The organism is Vibrio cionasavignyae (genome assembly GCF_050337155.1).
Classification (GTDB): Bacteria; Pseudomonadota; Gammaproteobacteria; order Enterobacterales; family Vibrionaceae; genus Vibrio; species Vibrio nomapromontoriensis.
Genome location: NZ_JAKJSR010000012.1, coordinates 48,338 through 69,416, shown reverse-complemented (window position 1 = coordinate 69,416; position 21,079 = coordinate 48,338). Strand labels below are relative to the sequence as shown.

The window sequence follows — 21,079 nt, the reverse complement described above, 5'->3', positions numbered from 1 at the left end:
GCGTTCAACGCAATGAGTGGCGGTATAATGAGTGAATGTCACACACCAAATATTCACCACAATGAGACGCTCACTGCCAAAATAAAATGCCCTAAGCATATCGCTCAGGGCATGAATATTACGTCATCAACTCTCGAACGTTGACTACAGCTTTAGCTCTGCCTCTAGAGCCTGTTTCAATTGTGGGTAAGGCAAATAACCAGGAATAATCTGATCATTAATCACCAATGCTGGCGTACCACGCAAACCTAAATCGGCAAAGAACTGATAATTTCTGTCTAGCACTTCATCAGAGACTTTTGATGTAACTAACTGGCTTTGTGTGCCCGTTTTTTCCGCGATTGCTTTCAACGTGCGTTCATTGTGCAAGCGAGGATTGGCCACCAGAAAATCATGTACTTGCTGGTATTTATCTGGCATTTCCCTCCACACATTTAATGCATAACTCGCGGTTGTGTATCCCAATTCATTGTTACGTTCTTTAAGTGGTAGATAAATGTTCACCACCTTAACTTGAGGGTAATCTTTCACTAATTTCTCAAGCTCTTTGTCTAACTTTTTGCAATAAGGACAATTGTAATCGGTCACATTGAGAATGGTTAACTCAGGGGCTTCTATCGCCCCAAAAGCACTATGCACTGCACTATTGGTATGAGGTTGATAGCGTTGTAGTGTTGTACTAACCCCTTGCTGCTGTGCAATAAAAGCCATCAGACTTTGATGAAGGTTATCCACCACTTCCGGATTGTCATGAAGCATTTGGGTGATGTCATTAATTTTTGTCTCTGTTTCACTAGAAACAGGACCCGCAACACTATGTACACTCATTAGACCGAGCAATAAGACTGTGGCTATCTTTTTCATTTTATTCATTTTTGTTATCCGTAAAAATAATCTAAAGCATCATCATGCGAGCAAATAAACCCATTGGGGTTGTCACCCCTGTTGTCATCGACTCGATTTTCCCATTGTTGATAATAACGATGGTAGGCGTGACACTAATACTCCAGCTATTCATTAACTCTCCTTTCGGATCGTTAATGTTTGCAAAATCCCTATCTTGGCTCGCCATAAATCGATTCACCCGAGCATCTGAACCAGAGCTAACAGAGACACCAATCACCTTATAGTGATTGCTAAACCAATCAATCGTAGGCGTGACAAACTTACACGCCGGACACCAAGTCGCCCAAAAATAGACGATAACGGGCGCTTGCTTACTTTCTTCCAGCACATCAACCCACTGACCATCTAACGTCTTGCCACTTAAGGCTGGCAAGTCAGACTGAGGCATATCACGAGTACGGTAGCTATCAATGACTATCGTCACCACCACCATAACCATGATTATTGCTGCCCACTCTCGGACATGCCGACGCCAGCCTTTAACTGACGCCTTATTTGATTTTTTACGAGACCACATCACTGCTCACCTCGCGCCGCCGAAATAGCATTAAGCACAACATCATCAGTCAGAATGACAGGCAAAGGGATGCCTTCTGGCGCACTGGGACCAAACACGATGTTAAAGGGCACACCATATCGGCCATAAAAGCGCAAAAACGCGGTGACGTCATCACTTGGAGTGGTCCAGTCACCTTTCATCGCAATGACATCCGTTTGTTGCAGCGTGTCATAAACCGGTGGTTGGAGAATAACCCCAATTTTGTTGGCCTTGCAGGTAATACACCAATCGGCCGTCACGTCTACAAAAACCACATTGCCAGCCGCTACTTCATCGGTGATCCGAGTGGTCGATAACGACACCCAGTCAGGCTCAGGCGGCAATGGTGTCGCCCAACGTTCTGCTGTCATACTGCCAATAATTAAGCCACCCGCCAGAGCAATGATACTCACCCCACCGAGCAACAGTGCTGCCCTATCGCCATAACAGGCTTTAACACGTAAAAATAACCACACCATTGCTGCTACGGCTAAGGCTCCAATCCAAAACGCTGGTAAGTGATGGCTGAGTAACGATAACAACCAAGTAGACGTTAGCAACATCATCGCACCGAATACGATTTTCACTCGGTTCATCCACGCCCCAGGCTTGGGCAACCACGATACCAAACGCGGAAACATCGCGATGAGGATCCACGGCAACGCCATCCCTAAGCCAAGTGCCGTAAAGATGGCGAATGTCGCACCAGTGCTAGTTGCAAGCGCAAAAGCCACCGCCGTGCCTAAAAATGGCGCAGAACATGGCGTAGCCAAAAGCGTAGCAAACATACCTTGTACAAAATGACCGATATAAGAATTGTCGCCTTTAGTTGCCATCCAGGTGTTCATTGAACTCGGTAAGCGAAGCTCAAATAAACCCAGCATATTGGCACCAAATAACCCGGTGACCAGCACCATAAAAGCGATAAACCCACCACTTTGAAACTGGATGCCCCACCCAATGCTAGACCCTGACCATTTCAACACGGTAATAAATAAAGCCAGTAGCAAAAATGACGTGATTATTCCCATAGATGAGGCAACAAATTGGGCGCGTATTTGCTTTTTCTCTGCCGTTGCAGCGGAAATAACATGGCTCAATTTCATCCCTAATACCGGGAACACACATGGCATAATATTGAGTATCAAACCACCCAACAATGCAAAACCAAGCATCGATAACATAGAAGCAGACGACAAAGAGCTGGCGATGTCATTGCCTGTGATAACTCCGCTATTTACCGTTATCGCTTGCTCCGCTAGTAGGTTTTCATCAATCATCGTGACCAAGATCGAACGTGAATCCAAATCGGGGTCACCTAACCAACTCGTGACCTTAAACGTCGCCACGACTTTATCGCCATCTATATTAATTTTGGGCGATAAAAATGAATAGTCCTCAACCACATCATCCTGACTATCAATCAACAGATCCGGTTTCACCCATCCTCTCGCGTTAAGCACGGTGACTTGAAGCTCTTGACGAGATGCGTCCCAAATGGCATCGACATCATCAATCAAAGGGGACGTTTTAGGCACAAGACTCATCGCTTGCGCATATTGATACATCGCTGTTTCTGATAAGGACAGTTCACTGGGCACAAACGTCATATCAATCGGGAAGTCAGTCAATACACAAACGGTAGTACAGCTTGAAATCGTTGCCGTCGCCGACAAGTTGACGGGTGCGTGAATATCGTTAACTTCGATATGCAGTGGGAAGACGACATCGTGTTTATAGCCTAACGTCTCTAAACCCAAGAGTTCGAAGCGATGGGGATAAGGCCACTCCCATTTTATCGCCTTGATATTGCTTGATTGTTGCCAGTCCAGAGAAGGAGCAATGCCGCCCTCACCCGGAGATCGCCAATACGTTTTCCAATCACCCGATAAACGGACTTCTAGAAAACCCTCTACGGTTTGAGTTCGCTCATCAACTTGTCCAGTGAGGACTACGCGTGTTTCAACATGTGGATGGACTTCGCTTGTAATCCAGCCAGTCTCCGCGCCTGCCTGCTGATGTTTTATTGATTCGCCTTCGAGCGCAACGCTTGCTGCAATTGAGCTAGCAGACGCAGAAGGAGGATTAGCTAATGCCAGAGGACTGAGTATTAACGTACTCAAAAACCAAAGGCCAAACACAAATGACGCCAGTCGCTGTACGACGGAGCGCAGGTATGCTGTTTGCTTTTTCATTGATATTCCTAAAATAAAATTACGACGTGTTAAGTTGTGTTAACAACCGAAAACGGAAATGTCTCTTATTCTGGAAGCGTTATTCTTGGAAAGTGCAGTGCCGGAGATGGATCCGATATCGACTAAAAATCGGCGGTGTAAAGGGGAAAAACGACATTCTCTGAACACGATAAATACCCAGAGCGAGAAGCGTGACAATAAGGGGAATCAGCCAAAGACTATCAAGATCGAAGATATGGAAACTCAATAACTGGCTAGACAGATGACACTCTTCGCTGGCTTGCTGATTGCCGCCTTGTAGTGGTGAGCTCGTACTCTTAGAGGCTGAACTGTCTAATGACATACTCTCAAGAGCACTGGCGTTCAGCGCGGTATTTAAACCCTGCTGTAGATTTGGCTGTGCGACTACTGGCGTTGTGGCTACGTCACTCCTGTCTTTTAGCGGCGAACACACTTGCAGCACACCACTATTTTGCAACAAACACACAAACAGCACCCAAACCGTTAAGGTCAAAGCGAATTTTGCTTTTTTGTGTAAAGACTTCTCACGAAGATCAGAGAAAAAACGTTGCGTCAAAATGGTTTCGTTACCGTTAGTCAAATGCTAAAGCACGATCAATATTAAGCGTACGCTAAGATTATGAGCGAGCGGCGACCAGTGTAGAGAACCTCAACCCTTAACTCTAGTGAATTCTTCGCCTTTTTTCATTTGTTAACAATATACACCCACCGCTTGCGGTCATCCCGTTACTCCCCTCATATTCCACTTGTCATTCTTAACGCTCAATAAATACAAAAATTCATTTATTGAAATGAATTGTTCCACTTTGTGTTATTTATGGGTATATTAAACAGGTTTAATGTTCATTCTAACCACTGGAGGTCCCCTATGGCTTATTGTCTTAACCCTAACCACGAACAATATTGTCTCATCAACGTCGCGACCTCAGAGGTGATACGGGGTAGTGTTTTTGAACTCGCTCAGCAGCTTGGTTGCCGAGTAGACACGATCCAAGCTTTGCTACTTGGTGGTGAATCAAATAGCGCATACTGGGGAGATAATGGATTTTCGGGTTATCAGCGCCATTTAAGTCTTAATGACAGCTAACTCTTGATCACAGCTAAACCTTAATGACGCCTGAATCTTCATGATCACTAAGCAGGCATTACGAGCAGCCATGTAAACTCGGAGCATGGCATTTTGGGGTTCCATTGTACTGAGCTAGCAGCTGAGAAACATTGCTCGGCAAATCACGCAACCAGTGTTCGACGCTGGTTTTAAATTCACTTGATGTCGCTGTCGCAGACGTTGTTGGAAATAAGTCCACACCTGACTCTTCGAGTATTCGTAAAATGGATCTTTGATACTGACTATACGCTTGGGCCTTCTTAACCTTCGCAATAACCCATTGCACTTGCGCCTTATATAAGTCCAATTCATCCATTAATTCATAGCTCAACCTTTGCTGCCTTAACTCAAATATTTCTTCAAGAGTACGCGTTCTCTGTGACTCCATAGCCAAACGCTTTTTATCCGTTTGATAGGCGATATTGGCAGCTCTAATCTGACCAACAATGGCAACAGCATTCGCCAACGAAGCCAACTGCTCAAGTGCTTGACGCTTTTCTAACTCATCAAGTTTCGCAGGTAATGTCAGTAACTCAATCACCTTTATTGCTAGATTCAGATCAACTTGAAGCCACTCACTGTTTCTCAGGTTTGGATCCGAATCATAATAACTCGAATAACCCACGGAGAAGTTTGGCAATGCATCCAACCACGCTCGCTTTATCTCAAGCCCTGCATTTTTAATCTGATACATAGATTCCATCAGGTCAGAGCGATGATAAAGCGCAAAACGCTCCAACACCTTAAGCTCAGTACCATCAAGCGAGAGATTAAACGTATTTTGACCTTTATGAACAATTGACACCTCCAAGCCAGGTGCGCTTATTAATGTCATGAGTTCCTGTTTTGATGACAAATAATCAAGTTCTAAATCTTCCAGTTGAATACGTAACCTAAGCAATTGTTCACGATATTGAAGCAAGACTAGCGGATCCACCAAATGACTATTTTCCAGCAGCTTCACTCGAGCTAAACTGCGGTCCAATAACGTTAAAATTTGCCTAGATTGTTCTATTTCCTGCTCAATGGCGGCAAGTTCAACGTAAGCACTCAATACTTCACGAACAATGCGAGTCAACACCCGCCGTTGCTGCTGCTCCTCCATCAAGGCCTCATTCCCCAACTCTTGCGCTCTCAAATAGGCTTGTCCAAGGTCGAGTGAAGACCATGATATTGTCGTCGACGAAGAATTTTTATCCCGCGCCGGAGGCAACACATCCACGGCGCCGCCATCATTATTTCTCACGTATCGATTCGAATTCGAATTAAGTTGTGGCAAATAGCCCAACACCGAATGATTAAGCGCGGTTTGCCCGACTAATACTCGATACCTTGCTTGCTCAATTTCCAAATTATGCTTTAAAGCTAGAATAACCGCGTCAGACAGGGATAGTGGCCCCGTGATTTCCATCTGGGTATTTTCAATCCATTTGCTCTGTTGCATCACTCGCAGATCTATTTGTTCTTGTGTCACTTTAACTGGAGTGACGGAGCAAGCAGACAGTATCAATGCGCTTATAATCAATAAGGTGAATCGCATCCTAAGGCTCCCTGAAACTTTCGTTAAATGCCTTAGCAATTGGAAAAACAAGATATGAAATGAGCGTTCGCTTGTCCGTTTGAATATTAGCTTCGAGCGTCAGCCCCGGCTGTAATCGAAAATCGCTAGGCGCATCCCGAATATCATCAAGACTCGAAATATCGATCCAACCTCGGAACGTCAGCGCTTCTTTACCGTAGACATCATCAGTAAGCGCATCTTCACTCACCTGCCGCAACGAGCCGCTCATCGTGCCGTATTTAGTAAAAGGTAACGAATCCAGTTTAATTGTGACAGCATCACCAATAGAGACCTGGTTAATGTCAGAAGGGTTTAAATCAACAACGATCTCCATCGGACTATTATTTGGGACAATCTCATATAAAAACTCATTCGCTGCGACGTAACTGCCAAACGTTTTGTCCGCGACTTTTAGTATGACGCCGTCAATAGGGGCATGAATTTCAGCTAATTTTCGTCGAACGAGATACGCAGAGAGCTGCTGCTCAAGCGCAATATATTCTCTCGTCGATTTCACCAACTGATCTGAAATATCGACTTGTTGCTGACTGATGTATCGCTTTAATTCACTAAGGGTGTTTTTGGCTTCTGTTTTTAACGACGTCATGGCGCTCACCAACGACGTGTGCTTTCTCTGCATTTCTAACAACTGCTTTTGAGCATCAAGGTAAGCTTCTCGCTTAGGTCCCGTTCGACGAAATCGATCTTTTTCTTGTTGATACAACCTTTGCTTATCAGCAACGAGCTTTTTTTGTAGTTCAATTTGCTTTAGTACCACAACTTCTTCTTGCTTCATGCTCCCTAATCGCGTGTCGAGCGAGGTCAGCATGACATTTTTGGCCGTAACCGTTGCTTGATAGGCTGAACGCCTTGCTTTAAACAAGGAAGCTTCTAATTTTTGAGAGGATCGCGGAGGACTATCCACATCATAGGCCTCATTAGCTAACTCCGCTTCCAGTCGTCGGATGCGCGCTTTCATTCGTTGCATTTGATATCGGGTAGAACGAATGTCTGACTCTATTGGCCTCCCACCAACGATCGCAATGAGGTCTCCCTTTGATACGGCCGTTCCCGCACTACCAAAATATTGCTCAAGCAACCCTTCAGCCTGGCTCTGAATAACAATATTTTGCGCCACGGGCTTAACATGCCCTCTTGCAACGACAAAAGTATTCACTTTGAAGATACAAGACCACGTAATTAGCGCGACAATAGCAACCAGTAATACCCACAATGACAAATACATGGGCCGGTTCGGATAAGAATGGCGAATCTGCTGCCATTTAGGGGCATGTTCTATCAACGGATCATGAGGTTCAATCTTCATCCGACGCGCTCCTGTATCGCAAACGACGCTGGGTGCTGCCGATTCCATAGTTCTTTGTACAGTGAACATCGTGACAATAGCTCGTGGTGAGAAGCAAAATCTTCCAGTTTCCCTTCGTTCATGACCAAAATACGATCCATATAAGGCATTGAAGATAAACGATGTGAAATGTTGATCAGCGTTCTACCTTGGGCAAGTTGATACAGGTTATCCAATATGTGTTGCTCACTTTCCGCATCAAGCGCACTGGTCGCCTCATCCATTAATAACACTTTAGGATCGTCGAGCAGTGCTCTAGAAAAGTTAAGTCGCTGGCGCTGACCACCTGACAGGTTGCTGCCGTTTTCTTCCAGCATCGTGTCATAGCCTTGGGGGAGCTTGTCGATAAAGGTGTCTGCGCCCGTGAGTTGAGCGACTTGTATGATCTCTTCTAGTGATTTACTGGGGCTCGACTTAGCGATATTGTCTTTTATCGAACCTCGAAATAGGAAGCTATCTTGTAAAACAATGCCAATTTTGGAACGAAGATAATTGGGCTCATATTCCCGTAGTTCGTTATTGTCAATTCGGATAGAACCTTGCGTCGGATTATAAAAACCAAGAAGAAGCCGAGTCAAAGTGCTTTTTCCGGAGCCACTCGGTCCAACTATGCCTATTTTCTCACCTCGCCCAATATCAAAACTGAGCTGGTCAATGACTGGGGCTTGATTCGGTTCATATTGAAAACTTAACTGCTTTACCGCAATATGACCCGCGATTGGTGACGTCACGCCCCCTTCTCTTACACGCTCTGGTGCGCTATTGAGCACGCGTCCCAACATATCAACACTAATCGAAGTCTGCTGAAATTTGCTGGTCAATCCCACAAGCTGCACCAACGGGCCCGCGATACGGCTCGCCATGATGTTGAACGCAATCAAGGTACCGATCGTCATTTCTCCCGCCAGAACCAATTGCGCCCCTAACCAAATGATCACCAATGACATGAGTTTTTGTAGAAAGCCACTAATTTCATTAATGTAGCCGCTCCATCGCCCTACTCTATGTTGCCTAGACACAACATCGGCAGTGACTTCTAACCATTCACGCTTTTGTCGCTCCTCTATCGCCATGCTTTTTATCGTTTCCATACCGCGCACATTTTCCACCACAATGGACTGGCGTTCGGCTTCGGCTAGATAGAGTGCCTCCAACTGTGTTCGATAAGGACGAAGAACCGCCACTAAACTCAACATAATAACGGCTGAAAAACCAATCACTAACCAAGTTAACGTTGGGCTAAAAAACCACATCACGGGGATCAGAACGACAACGGAAGTAAGTTCGATTAACGTAAAAAGTAAATTCCCAGTAATAAACTCTCGAATACTACTTGCTTCTTGCACCTGTTTCGCCAGTTTACCTGCCGCTACCTTATGAAAAAAAGCTAAAGGAAGCCTAAATAGGCGCCGACACGTTAAGTGAGCGATTTCAATATCTAACCTTGCAACAGCATGTAAAATAATAAGATTTCGAATGAAAGATAGCACGCCGCTAATCACTAAAGCGGCCGCAGCACCGATGAACAAAACATGAAGCGTGGAATAACCGGAGTAGCCAATAACCTTATCGAAGACCACCATGGAAAATAGCGGGACAACAAACGCAATAATATGGAGAAATAACGAGACTACGATAATGTTGTATAACATCGCAGGTTGTTTCAGTGCTTCATGAAAGAGCCAGCGAAAACCAAATGGCTGCTCTAACCCTAACTCCGAGCCAATGGGACGGACAAAAATGCAACAGCCTTTCCAATACGAACGAAAGGCTTTTTCTGCGATAGGCACAAGATCCATACTCGCAGCCTTGGGATCCTGAATTAATACTTCTAACTCACCGCTTGATGATGCACGTACTCCAGCTGCAACAACAAACTCACTGTTACTCAGCTGAATAATAATAGGGAACGCCGCTCCTAACCTTATAAACTGACGCCAACGCAGTGTCGTACACTGTGCTGTTAATCCAGTTTGATTAATCAAGAGCGTTAAATCCAACGCTGTCATAGGCTCATCCTTGACCCCATGATCGCGTATCAAGGTATCAGCAGAATGATATATCTGGTAATACCGAGCGATAAGAACATACGCGTCCAATGCTGTGTTCATATCCTCTCCTTTTAACTAAAGCTCGGGGCAAGATTAGCGGCTGGCTGGTCTTCAGTGACTTCAGGTTCGGTATTCGCTTGCTTCTCTGTTACTAGCCCGCGACTTTTCAGTTCTTCCAGCAGTTGCGCATGAGTTTGCCAGCTACGTAAAAACGCATCCGGAGACATCACTAAACGTAAATTATGCTCTTTTGGCGGCTCCTTACCGCTTGTTTCTGGGTCAACTGCAAACGTATAAAAGTCCATTCGAATATTCCCTGCAATGATCGCGACATTTTCAATGCCATCAATATAATGTTGATCTGCCATGATTTAATTTCCTTACTAGATAAAAAAATGCCTAGCTCAATAACCGAGCTAGGCTCCCGATCACGCAAGTCCTACTGCGCTATCAATTTTTGTTTTCGAATCGTGCATATCACCAATAATGCTATCGACCATATTCGATAAACCATCATTGATGTCGCCGAAATCGACTTTTCCAGCTTCGCCATCATTGAGCCAAGCAATGGTAGCTTGTGCGCCCTCTTCAAGTGCAGACGCAGAATCAAAGGCATCAAAACCTCTTAACTGCTCTGATACCGATGCGTCCATATTGTCCCAATGCTGCTTAAGTTGACTAAAGCTAAGGTTAGCTAACCCTTCAACATTAAAGACATCGTTATCCCCCCAATTATTGAGACCGATCTCAGCGACAGACTGACCATCAAAGACAACGTCCAAGTTTGTATAATCCGTAGATAACACCAAATTATCCAAAGAAAAAACCACGTCGTTTTGCGTCGAGTTGGAGTTGATAAACAGCGTGTCGATTTCGTTAGGCGTATCCGATTCATAAATATCAAACCGGCCACTTCCCAAGGTAAATCGATAGCTATCACTGCCGGTGCCTCCTGTGACTTGAGAGCGGCCAAAGCCCGAGACAAACACATCGTTACCTGCGTTACCCAATGACACCGATTGGTCATCAAAACTGAGTAAAGAAGCGATGCTATCTTGTTTGTCACCACCAAAGGTGCTGACAACATTGCCCATAAAGTCGGTCAACCCACCCAATACTTTGTTAATAATGGTTGCGCCACTAGAGGTAAGTAAGTCAAACGTCTCCCAGCCCAGATCAAGGAATACATCGTTCCCTTCGCCACCAGAAGTCACACCTGCGAGACCAATATTAAGTACCGTGTCGTTGCCTTCTCCCATCGAGACAACATTGGCTAAGCCTAAATTGATAGCAAAATCGTCACCTAAACCAGCGGTTACGGTATTAGCGCCGCCAATCGTCGCAATAACATCATTACCGCTGCCACCGCTGACCAGTGACTTACTGCCCATCGAGACCACTAAGTCATCACCGTTACCGGCTACTACGTGATTGAATAACCCACCCGCAAACAGTCCATCGTTGCCACCACCTCCGTCGATCATGTTGCGCAATCCAGCTGCGACAATGACATCATTATCTGCACCGAACTGATCAACATCATCGCCATAGACTTTATTATCAATGCCCATCACAAATGCCACGTCTTTCCCTTTATGCAGAGAAACCGTATTTTCCACACCGATGGAAACGATATAGTCGTCTTTAAAGGTCGTCTTAACGGTATTTTTTCTACCCACAACCACGGCTGTTGTTGTGGCAAAGCCACCTTTAACGGTGTTTTCATTACCCAGTGCAAAGATGACATTTTTAGGCGTATCGCCCGGCATCCCCGGAGAGGTGTCGCCGGTAATCGTATTTTTGTTACCTATCGCCGCTATGAGATTTTCGCCAATGCCGCCTGACAGGTTATTTTCATTGCCGATGGCCACCAGCACATCATTATCAACACCACCCGCGAGCGTGTTTGTCCCGCCGATCGCCAGAGCAATATTTGCACCGTAGTCATCACGCCAAGTATTTTCTGCGCCAACCATGAGGGCAATATCATTACCTCGGCCAGTATAAACAACGTTTTCTCGGCCAACGCCAATCGCGACGTCGTCACCACGACCTCCCATCAGTCGGTTAGTATCCCCAAGCGCCAGCATGACATCCCCCCAATCTCCCGCTTCATTTTCTTGAAGTAGGTGGTAGTTATTGTCAAAAGAAGGCAGCCGTTCAGACCAATCAATCCCAATCACATTAGGAATAGAAAATGCGGGTATATTGATGGCCTGAGCAGGCAGTGTCAGCGCATCCATATCGGTGTAGTCACCTAAGCTAAAGTCAGGAACACCAAATTCTGGAATTTCAAAGTTTGGAACCTTGAAACCATAGAACTCACGCCCACTCAAGGCCGTGCCAAATAAACTAAATCCTGACAAGTCAAAACCGTTAAGATTGAATTCTGGCACTTTTATCTCAGGTAAATGCAATGTTGGAAGCTTGACCGTGGTATAGGTCGTCGAGTCGGTTCCGGTAGAACCGCCACCACCTCCAGATGTGGTCTCAGTGTGTTTAAGTTCAAAGTCATCTGGGGTTGTCCATTGCCCAACCGATGTTTCATTGATCAAGTGATTGTCTGTACCAGCTTCGGCAGGGGTGTCCTCGTCGCCGTAAAGGAAATAATTGTCAGACGCCCCTTTCGTTGCCGTATCAATGTCGCCCAAATCAGCCGATTGATAGGTATACATATTTAAGAACGCACCATTATCATTCAACCTTGGCTTAAACTCGGCTTGGGAGTTAAGAATGTTTCTACTTTGTCCGCCGCCCGACTCGTAACCAAATAGGTCACCTAGCATCGAGTCCGCACCACTGAATATTGATGAATTCACATCCAATTCGTACGTTAACTCCAAATCAAGGCTATCGACTTCCACTCCAAATCCACTCAGTGATGGCATGCAAAGTGACGGCAACGTGATACTCGGTATCTCTATTTCCGGTGTACTGATAGTAGGTAAATGAATTTCGGGTAAGCCATAGTTACCCAGCGAACCATATTGGTATGAAGGCGCCGATTTCAATGCAGGGATAGGTGGGATATCAAAGTCATACTGAGGAATCGTCAATGATGGGGTCTTCCAATCCGGGACACTTGGATCGGAGAAGTCCATCTCTGGGAATAGCAAATTGAAGTTGCCACTCATTTTCATTTCAGCTTCAAAGCTTGCTGAACCCAGCGTTCCTTTTACAGGATCACCACTACGCTCACCTTTGTCATCCTTCTCTTGGAACATATTTTCAGTGCCTTTTTTAAGCTCTGTAATTTCTTCTGTTGAAAAGGTAATCTCATTGTCTGCAGCGATCATGTTGCGTTTACCAACGGCTAAAATGATATCTGCACCACCACCTGAAGCTATCCAGTTTTCCTTACCAAATGCCGCTATCGTATCGTTACCACTTCCCGATAGAACCACATTATTTTGACCAACCGAAAGCACAACGTCGTCACCGCCTTCGGTCAGTAAAATATTATGCTGTCCAACAGCAGCCACAATATCATTGCCCCACCCCGTCAAGGCGACGTTGTAACGCCCCGCTAGAATCGCGACATCATTCCCTCCGCCTGCATGAACGAAATTCGAATACCCAAAGGCATAAATGGTATCGTTACCCGAAGCCGTAGAAATGATATTTTTCGTGCCAAGCGCGGCAACCGCATCATCCTGACTGCCCGTCAGAACAATGTTGTCCATGCCTGCCACAATGACATCATTTTCACCGTCACCAGCCAGCATGACATTCAGCTGTCCTAGCGCGACCATCACATCATTGCCATCGCCTGCCCAGAACAGGTTTTTCATCCCAACGCCAACCATAAAGTTGTCACCATTACCCGCAAGCATAGCGTTGACATTTCCTAGACCAATAAATGCGTCGTTACCACTGGCGCCTTGGAAAATATTATTGCCGCCTACCGCAACGGCGATGTTGTCGCCCCCGCCCATGACCAAAATATTGTTTGCACCAGCCACCATGACATCATCATTGCCACCAGCACCAAGGAAGACATTGTTCAATCCTATTGCTGTCATGGTGTTATTCCCGTCACCAGCAATAAAAATGTTTGAATCGCCCATCGTACATAACGTGTCGTCGCCCGAGCCGCCCCAAACAATGTTGTAAGCCCCAAGCGTGGTAATGTCATTGGTGCCATTTCCTGCAATGATCAAATTCGCATAACCAAACGCGACAATGAGATCGTTACCTGACCCCGTTTGAACTAAATTACCTCCGCCGTATACTTTCACTACGTTGTTGCCTTCGCCCGCCAGAACAATATTTCCTGCGCTTGTTACGTTGGCTAAATTTTTAAGATGATCGACCCCTGTATCCTTGCCAAAGTCATCACCATCCTCAGTGACAATTGACAGTAACCCCCCAGCTCGAATTTTGTCGTCGCCATCGCCTGACAAAATGAAATTACCGAAGCTATAAGCACGGATTTCATTGCCTGCCACTTCGCCGTGAGCAACCTGTCCAACAGAAGAAGCGCCTGAACCGCCGCCATTACCCGTGCCAATGATATTAAAACCACCTTCCGCTCGAATGACATTTTTTCCATCGCCGGCAAAGACAATATTCAACGCGCCTGCCGCATGAATCGTATTGCGACCATTGCCTGAAAACACGAAGTTTCCACCACCAAAGGCATCAATGGTATTTCGTCCATGACCAGCTAACACCACGTTAAGGCCACCAGCACTGTGGATGGTATTGTTATCATGGGCAACCTGCACCACGTTCATCCCACCTCGTGCATCAATCGTGTTATTGCCCCATCCCGCAGAAACCACATTCACGCCACCGTAAGCTTTAATGACATCATTGCCGTTTCCTGAGTTAATCGACTGACCGCCGACCGAGAGCGAATCAATCACATCATTACCATTGCCACTGGTAATTTCAGCACCCGCCGCACTCACTAAAATAGTGTTGTTACCATGCTTAGCATCAATCTTGACACCTATCGCTTTTACTTCAATTCGGTCATCACCATCTCCAACAAAGACATTGCCTCCGGCGGCATGCAACACGGCGTGATTGTTACCTTCACCAAGGTCAAGTAGCCCTACCCCCGCACCGACATAGGCATAATCATTACCATTACCTGCCGTAATACGAGCTCCCGCGGCACGTACATCAATGTGGTTATGTCCACCCTTAGCGTCGATATTGACACCAACAGCACGGACATTAATTCGGTCATTTCCATCACCAACGCGAACTTCACCGCCAATGGCATGAAAATCCACCGTATTATTACCGTGACCTAGATTTAGCAAACCAACCGCAGCTCCGACATAAGCGTAATCGTGACCGTTACCCGCGGTAATATTGGCACCCGCTGCACGAACATCGAGATGATTATTCCCTTCCCCCACATTCATACCGACACCAACAGCACGCACATTCACTCTGTCATTACCGTTGCCCACTCTGACTGTGCCACCAACCGCGTGATAATCCACTGTATTGTTGCCGTGACCTAAATCAACCAACCCAACCCCAGCGCCAACGTAGGCATAATCATGCCCATTGCCCGCCGTAATATTTGCGCCCGCCGCACGGATATACAATTTGTTGTTACCACTACCAGCATGAACGGTGGCACCAACCGCATTAATGTTGATAATATCGTTACCACCTTCAGTACGAACCTTGGCGTAAATACCTCGAGCATCAACTTCATCGTGCCCATTGCCGGTCCATACATCCGCATGAGCGCCACCAGCATAAACGTAATTATTCCCATTCCAGCCAGTATGCGCTGTTACCGACGCGCCTTTCGAGACGATCCAATCATCACCATTACCACTGTGAATATACGAAGAAACCGCACTGGTATAGATCGTATCGTGACCACTACCGGATTTCACACTGACCCCCGCACCTTCGGCGATAATATTATTGTTCCCGCCCCACGTTTCCACTTTGCAATTAAAGGTTCCAAAGGCGTATATCGTGTCATTACCATACCCCGTGGTTACACTGGTATTCGCTGACTTAACATTAATATCACGGTCATACCACGTACCTTTCTCGACCAATGTTGCTTTAGAGCCGACATAGTTGACCGTCACGTCTTTTTCTCCGGTACCAAGCTCGATGTAAACATTGCTACCAGACGTCACTTTATAGGTATCGTTACCCGAGCTCGCATAGATATTGACGTTCACCGCGCCGACATTGACATAATCATCACCGGCACCATCCCAGATATAAATTTGGTTCAGTGCTTTGTTGTAGTTACCAATGACATCGTTACCGTCTCCGGCATAGATCCATGATTCCCAAGTTGTATGTCCAGCACTGAGATCATCATTTCCTCCCCCTCCTGAAATAATACTTTTATGCGTGGCGTGACCAGCATGAAGCCTGTCTGCGCCGTTACCACCTTGATAATTTCGCGTTCCCATTTCATTTTCCTTCTGTTGTTTTAAACACACTCGCTACTTTCTGCGTACTGACGCGTGCAGTGTCATCGGTTTCACCCCACAGCACCCGATCAATTCAAATAACTAGCACCACTATGTTCAACATGCCCTTTCCGATGTTTAAATACCCTGTCGGCCTTAGTACCAGCGCCAAGACGTCGACACCAGGCTTGATCTTTATGGCTAAACTGCTGGCTCAAACTTCTTCGAATCGCGGTGCAATTTCCAAATGGAGCAACAAAGTCCATGAACCAAAGGTAGTTACCCCTATTCCATTCCACCTCCGGTAGCCAGACATCGTCATCAGTCAGCTTTTCATGCCACTCGCGGGTAACTTGTGCCCAAGTCACAATGCCAATGGGACCTTGCTCATCATAAAAGAATCGACATTGCCCCATTCTTATCGCATTCAAAAAACGGCTTTCCAGAACATGCAGGGGATAATCTCGATGTACTTCTGATTGCAATAGCAACCATGAGACTTCACCAATAAGCTGCATCTCTTTCTCATTCATATATGGACGCTCTAGCTTCATATACCCTCTCCGAACTTGTTTAAATATTCACCAGTCATCCCTATTGTTAGTAACTTATGCACCTATACTCAACAAATAGTTAAATTATGAGACGAATTGTTTTAATTTTAGTGATCACGATCATCAAACTAGATGTATATGAGACCGCTTGTACTGGTAAATACAGATCGAAAAGACGTTTGAAGTAAACACTCGAGAGGTGGGTAAATGGGGTTCTAAAGAGGCAGATATTGATAAAAGGCGCTAGAAGAAAGCGACAGTCGTTATATCGTTAATTTCAGCTAAAGCATGGGCATCAATCGCAAACCGACCCAATTATGCTCTTCTTGGGGGGAATATGATTGCCCGTTATCGAGACAACCTCTAATGGTGTCTCGATAACGAGCGATGTCTGGCAGTCAGCCAAGATTAACTCATCGAGTGTAATAGCCTACCGCGACCAATTTATTATCGATGACTCGATAATAAGTATGTTTGTTCTCCACTTCACTTGAGAGCGGATTAAGCCAACGATACGAGTATTCTCCTCGACCATTCTCTCGTGCTAGCTTGAGCATCTCGGTGATAATTGGCTTATTATCAGGGCTTAGTATCTCATTATGCGATAGCCCGATGAGCTCAGGTGAAGTCCCATGGGCAAGAAATTTGCCTGAGTTCATATCCAAAACAAATACATAGAGATCACCTTCGACGAAGTCCCCATCAATATCATTAAATGCCGCAATGCTTTGCTGCTCCGATTTGACCATTGCGGTCATTGCGCGAGCAAGGAGGTGCTTAGCTTCTGCCGAACTTGAACGCTCTGGGTAATAACCAACCGCGACAATGATATCCCCTACACGCTCAAAAAACGTTCGCTTTGGTTCGCCCATTCTATCGGTAGGGTTCGTCCAATGATATTCCACTTCACCAAAACCGCTGTGCACTGCCTTAGAAAGCATTTCACGAAAAAAGGGTTTACCGTAAACATCCTGCGTATCAAGTACACTGTCGCCAATAAGCACCATAGACGAGCCACCACTGGCGAGAAATTCTCCGTCGATACCTACCGCAAACACATACAGCTCCCCATCCGTAAATTGTGCATCACGTGAAAAATCTTCCACACTTTCATCACCATTAACCTGTACATGAAGCACCGCCTTTGCCAGTAGCGTTTTGGTTCTTAACTCGGCCTCGGTCGAAACATGCGGCTCACTGATCTCCAAAACATTCGTCGCCTCTTCAGCGCGAAGGTTTAGACTGACTAACACCAGCCAAAACGCAATGCTCGTCATTATAATTTGTCGTATTTTCAATGTACTATCTCCTAGTAACCTACCATCGACGGTAACCACAGGCTTATTTTCGGGAAGAAGGCGATAACAAAAACGCCGACAATAGACGCCACCACAAACGGGTGAATCTTAGCGGTAATTTGTTCCACGGTAGCCCCTCCTATCCCTGACGCCACAAAGATATTTTCCCCCAGCGGCGGGGTTGCAAAACCAATCGATAACGTGCAGACGATAACAATTCCCACATGTGTCGGATCAGCGCCCAACATGTACATAATCGGCAATAGAACAGGCACAATGATCATAATGGCGGCAAGGGTTTCCATAAACATACCGATAAACAACAGCAACATGATTGTGAGCGCCCATACCAGATACATATTATCGGTAAAGCCAAGCAAAGACTCCGCAACAATCACAGGGATCTTTTGCTCAATCAACAGACGGCCAAATACTGTTGCCGCAAACAAAATCAGCAGTACTCTACCCGTGATCCATGTTGTTGTAGAAAGCGATTTTAAGATGTTTTTAAACGACAACTCTCGGTGAATAAACACACCAACAAACAACGAGTAGAAAATAGCGACAACCGCTGACTCTGTTGGTGTAAACATGCCAGTATAAATACCACCAAGAATCAAAAACGGCGCTAATATCGACCATAACCCGCGCTTTATCGACACTTTAACTTCATCAAAGGACCAGTTTTCAGACAGCCCCCGATACCCTTCGCGCTTAGCAATCATATAATTGGTCATGACTAAGGTAGAGGCCATAATCAACCCCGGTACAACGCCCGCCACAAACAATTTCGGAATTGATAAAGAAGCAAACTGTCCGTGTAAAGCAATGGCTTCTGGTGGTGCCATCAACCCCATCGATGAAATACCGAAGATCACCAAAGGTATCGACGGTGGAATAATAATCCCAAGTCCCCCAGAGGCTGCCGTCACCGCCGATGCATAACTTCTGTCATACTCTCTCTTGACCATCGCTGGCACCATTAACATGCCAACCGCTGCTGTTGTTGCAGGGCCAGAGCCTGAAATGGCACCAAAAAATAAGCATGCCATCACCGTGGCGGCGCCTAACCCACCCGTCACTGGCCCTGCCAGACTTTCGGCAATATCCACCAACCGTTTAGAGATCCCAGCAGCTTCCATTAATGCGCCTGCCAACACGAACGCAGGCAACGCCATTAGGGGAAAATTACCAACCGACGTAAAAGCGATTTGTACCAAGGCAATGGGATTTTTATCCAGTATCAAGTAAGCGGCCATCGAAGCGCCAGCTAAAGACACCGTGATCGGTGCACCTAGGATAAGTAGGAATAAAAAGCCACCAAAAAGAATCAGAGTTAAATAAGCTTCCATAGTAATGTCTCTTCCGTTTCGTTAAGGCAGGTTTTTTTGCATGGTCATTTTTCGCAACTCTTTCGCTTCTGGGTCTTCGTTTTCAGCCCCTTTAAACAAGCGCTCATAGTTGTTCCAGATGATTCGAACCATCATTAACGAAAACGCAATCGGCAAAATCATATAAAAGTATTTCATTGGAATGCCTGTAGTTTGGGACTTCCAAAAGAGATTCATTTTATTAAAAACAAAGTCATAGCTTAGATAAACAAAATAACCATTGAAAGCTAACCAGAGTAAGTCAGCAATGGTCTCACTGACGGTTTTTACGATTGGTGGGAAAAATTTGAAATGAAAACTCACTCGGTTATGCGCCGACATTTTGGCCGCAACGACGGCACCAAGGTAGGCAAACCAAACAAACATATACGTAGCGACTTCATCTCCCCAAGGAATCGAATAATCAAAGAACTGACGAGTAATAATTTGACTAAATAACAGTAAAACAAAGCTTGCTAACAATAAGCAGCATGCGTATTCCTCGGTATTATTTAGGTGTTTTTTTATTGTGTTTGCGACCGACATATAGCCTCCTTTTTATGTTCTACATGACAACCAATCGCTCTAATTTCAAAACGTTATTGAGTAGGCATGTAATCACGCTGTCTAGCAGCAGGGGACACTGCTAGACAGCGCTAGTCCTATGGTTACTTTCTACCCAACAACTCCAGAACATTATCAAGTTTGTCTTTACCACCAATGCTGGTGTAGAACTTAGGCCAAACTTTGGTTGTGACCTTTTCGATCCACTCTTTCTCACCATTCGCAGGGTCGGTAAACACCATGCCTTTCATTTCTAACTCTTTACGGATCTTACTTTCCGTTTCTTGTAGGTACGCAAAACTGTGCTCAGTTGCTTCTTGACCCGCTTCCAAAATGGTTTTTTGCATTTCAGCAGATTGTTGCTGGAAAACGGACTCACTGACAATAAGTGGCTCTAGAGAGAAGATATAGCGCACGTTCGTGACGTATTTTTGTACTTCGTTAAACTTCATTGCGTAGACCGTGATATAAGGGTTGTCTTGCCCGTCAACCACACCTTGCTGCAAGCCAGTAAAGGTTTCAGACCAAGCCATTGGCGTTGGGTTCACACCCCATGCCTGATAAGAAGCAATCATAATTTCGTTACGAGGCACTCGAATAACAAGACCTTTTAGATCTTCAGGCGACGCCACCGGTTTTTTCGAATTGGTGATGACTCGGAAACCAGAATATGCCCAACCAACCACACGTACGTTGGCATCACGAATGGTATTTTCTACCAACTCCTGACCTACCTCTCCTTGCGTCAACAGTACCGCTTCTTCGGCACTTTGAATGACGTAAGGCATTGTTAGCAAGCCAACGGTTGGAGAGAAAGGCGTCACATTGTTAATGGCGAGGATTGAAAAATCGAGTAATCCAATCGCAGCATCATTGACCGTATCTTGCTCATTACCCAATTGACCATTTGGAAATAGGTCGATCTTGACCTGCCCATCGGTTTTCTCTTCCATCAACTCAGTGAATTTCGTTCCGAGCTCCCATTGTGTACCGCCCGCGGCATCACCGATAGCCATTTTAAATGTCGCTGAGATAGCGCTGTGCGACATGAACGTCGTCGCCATAATGGCAACAGTGGCTACGAGTTTGTTCTTTGTAAATGTCATAGTCTTAACCTTTATTATGTGTACATCTATTATT

15 protein-coding genes are annotated in these 21,079 nt (G+C 45.6%); 1 reads left to right on the top strand and 14 read right to left on the bottom strand.

The features are described 5' to 3' along the window. Window positions 1-144: 144 nt before the first annotated feature. From L4D74_RS08155 to L4D74_RS08140, 4 genes are all read right to left on the bottom strand, one after another. Window positions 145-873: a DsbA family protein gene (locus L4D74_RS08155; protein WP_428751641.1), complete on the bottom strand. Its 729-nt coding sequence runs from the start codon at window positions 871-873 to the stop codon at window positions 145-147. A 22-nt stretch (window positions 874-895) separates the two neighbouring features. After that, window positions 896-1,423 (bottom strand): protein disulfide oxidoreductase, encoded by a 528-nt coding sequence (locus tag L4D74_RS08150; protein WP_428751640.1) that lies wholly within the window; start codon window positions 1,421-1,423, stop codon window positions 896-898. Beyond that, window positions 1,423-3,639, bottom strand: coding sequence for a protein-disulfide reductase DsbD family protein (locus L4D74_RS08145; RefSeq protein WP_428751639.1), 2,217 nt, complete (start codon window positions 3,637-3,639; stop codon window positions 1,423-1,425). Before L4D74_RS08145 ends, L4D74_RS08150 begins: the two co-directional genes overlap by 1 nt. Window positions 3,640-3,718: 79 nt before the next feature. Continuing rightward, the gene (locus L4D74_RS08140; RefSeq protein WP_428751638.1) at window positions 3,719-4,216 is read right to left on the bottom strand and encodes a hypothetical protein; all 498 of its coding nucleotides are present in this window, start codon (window positions 4,214-4,216) and stop codon (window positions 3,719-3,721) included. Between the two features lie 312 nt (window positions 4,217-4,528). On the opposite strand from L4D74_RS08140, the gene L4D74_RS08135 reads away from it, so the two are divergent. Continuing rightward, window positions 4,529-4,747 (top strand): hypothetical protein, encoded by a 219-nt coding sequence (locus L4D74_RS08135; RefSeq protein WP_428751637.1) that lies wholly within the window; start codon window positions 4,529-4,531, stop codon window positions 4,745-4,747. A 58-nt stretch (window positions 4,748-4,805) separates the two neighbouring features. Here the strand turns inward: L4D74_RS08135 and L4D74_RS08130 are convergent, their stop codons facing one another. The 10 genes from L4D74_RS08130 to L4D74_RS08085 all read right to left on the bottom strand — a co-directional run bounded on the left by L4D74_RS08130 (window position 4,806) and on the right by L4D74_RS08085 (window position 21,045). Continuing rightward, window positions 4,806-6,308, bottom strand: a complete 1,503-nt coding sequence (locus L4D74_RS08130; protein ID WP_428751636.1) for a TolC family protein — start codon at window positions 6,306-6,308, stop codon at window positions 4,806-4,808. Window position 6,309: 1 nt separating this feature from the next. Further along, entirely contained in the window at window positions 6,310-7,656 is a 1,347-nt protein-coding gene (locus tag L4D74_RS08125; RefSeq protein ID WP_428751635.1) for an HlyD family type I secretion periplasmic adaptor subunit, read from the bottom strand. Continuing rightward, complete coding sequence (locus tag L4D74_RS08120) at window positions 7,653-9,806, bottom strand: peptidase domain-containing ABC transporter (protein WP_428751634.1); 2,154 nt, start codon at window positions 9,804-9,806, stop codon at window positions 7,653-7,655. Before L4D74_RS08120 ends, L4D74_RS08125 begins: the two co-directional genes overlap by 4 nt. 11 nt (window positions 9,807-9,817) lie before the next feature. Further along, a complete protein-coding gene (locus L4D74_RS08115; RefSeq protein WP_428751633.1) occupies window positions 9,818-10,114 on the bottom strand; it encodes a hypothetical protein in 297 nt (98 codons plus the stop codon). Between the two features lie 60 nt (window positions 10,115-10,174). Continuing rightward, window positions 10,175-16,153 carry a hypothetical protein gene (locus L4D74_RS08110; RefSeq protein ID WP_428751632.1) on the bottom strand — a complete coding sequence of 1,993 codons (5,979 nt, stop codon included), beginning with the start codon at window positions 16,151-16,153 and terminating at the stop codon, window positions 10,175-10,177. Window positions 16,154-16,242: 89 nt separating this feature from the next. Then, window positions 16,243-16,707 carry a toxin-activating lysine-acyltransferase gene (locus L4D74_RS08105; RefSeq protein ID WP_428751631.1) on the bottom strand — a complete coding sequence of 155 codons (465 nt, stop codon included), beginning with the start codon at window positions 16,705-16,707 and terminating at the stop codon, window positions 16,243-16,245. Window positions 16,708-17,120: 413 nt separating this feature from the next. Then, complete coding sequence (locus L4D74_RS08100) at window positions 17,121-18,005, bottom strand: cache domain-containing protein (protein ID WP_428751630.1); 885 nt, start codon at window positions 18,003-18,005, stop codon at window positions 17,121-17,123. Between the two features lie 11 nt (window positions 18,006-18,016). Beyond that, the gene (locus L4D74_RS08095; protein ID WP_428751629.1) at window positions 18,017-19,357 is read right to left on the bottom strand and encodes a TRAP transporter large permease; all 1,341 of its coding nucleotides are present in this window, start codon (window positions 19,355-19,357) and stop codon (window positions 18,017-18,019) included. 21 nt (window positions 19,358-19,378) lie between these two features. Beyond that, window positions 19,379-19,921 (bottom strand): TRAP transporter small permease, encoded by a 543-nt coding sequence (locus L4D74_RS08090; RefSeq protein WP_428751628.1) that lies wholly within the window; start codon window positions 19,919-19,921, stop codon window positions 19,379-19,381. Window positions 19,922-20,043: 122 nt separating this feature from the next. Further along, entirely contained in the window at window positions 20,044-21,045 is a 1,002-nt protein-coding gene (locus L4D74_RS08085; protein ID WP_428751627.1) for a TRAP transporter substrate-binding protein, read from the bottom strand. Window positions 21,046-21,079: the final 34 nt, after the last annotated feature.

Bases quoted from the DNA above. Each gene is read 5' to 3' on its own strand.
- L4D74_RS08115 (WP_428751633.1), bottom strand. From the start codon at position 10,114: ATGGCAGATCAACATTATATTGATGGCATTGAAAATGTCGCGATCATT.
- L4D74_RS08120 (WP_428751634.1), bottom strand. From the start codon at position 9,806: ATGAACACAGCATTGGACGCGTATGTTCTTATCGCTCGGTATTACCAG.
- L4D74_RS08090 (WP_428751628.1), bottom strand. From the start codon at position 19,921: ATGTCGGTCGCAAACACAATAAAAAAACACCTAAATAATACCGAGGAA.
- L4D74_RS08130 (WP_428751636.1), bottom strand. From the start codon at position 6,308: ATGCGATTCACCTTATTGATTATAAGCGCATTGATACTGTCTGCTTGC.
- L4D74_RS08085 (WP_428751627.1), bottom strand. From the start codon at position 21,045: ATGACATTTACAAAGAACAAACTCGTAGCCACTGTTGCCATTATGGCG.
- L4D74_RS08110 (WP_428751632.1), bottom strand. From the start codon at position 16,153: ATGGGAACGCGAAATTATCAAGGTGGTAACGGCGCAGACAGGCTTCAT.
- L4D74_RS08135 (WP_428751637.1), top strand. From the start codon at position 4,529: ATGGCTTATTGTCTTAACCCTAACCACGAACAATATTGTCTCATCAAC.
- L4D74_RS08150 (WP_428751640.1), bottom strand. From the start codon at position 1,423: ATGTGGTCTCGTAAAAAATCAAATAAGGCGTCAGTTAAAGGCTGGCGT.
- L4D74_RS08095 (WP_428751629.1), bottom strand. From the start codon at position 19,357: ATGGAAGCTTATTTAACTCTGATTCTTTTTGGTGGCTTTTTATTCCTA.
- L4D74_RS08145 (WP_428751639.1), bottom strand. From the start codon at position 3,639: ATGAAAAAGCAAACAGCATACCTGCGCTCCGTCGTACAGCGACTGGCG.
- L4D74_RS08125 (WP_428751635.1), bottom strand. From the start codon at position 7,656: ATGAAGATTGAACCTCATGATCCGTTGATAGAACATGCCCCTAAATGG.
- L4D74_RS08105 (WP_428751631.1), bottom strand. From the start codon at position 16,707: ATGAAGCTAGAGCGTCCATATATGAATGAGAAAGAGATGCAGCTTATT.
- L4D74_RS08155 (WP_428751641.1), bottom strand. From the start codon at position 873: ATGAATAAAATGAAAAAGATAGCCACAGTCTTATTGCTCGGTCTAATG.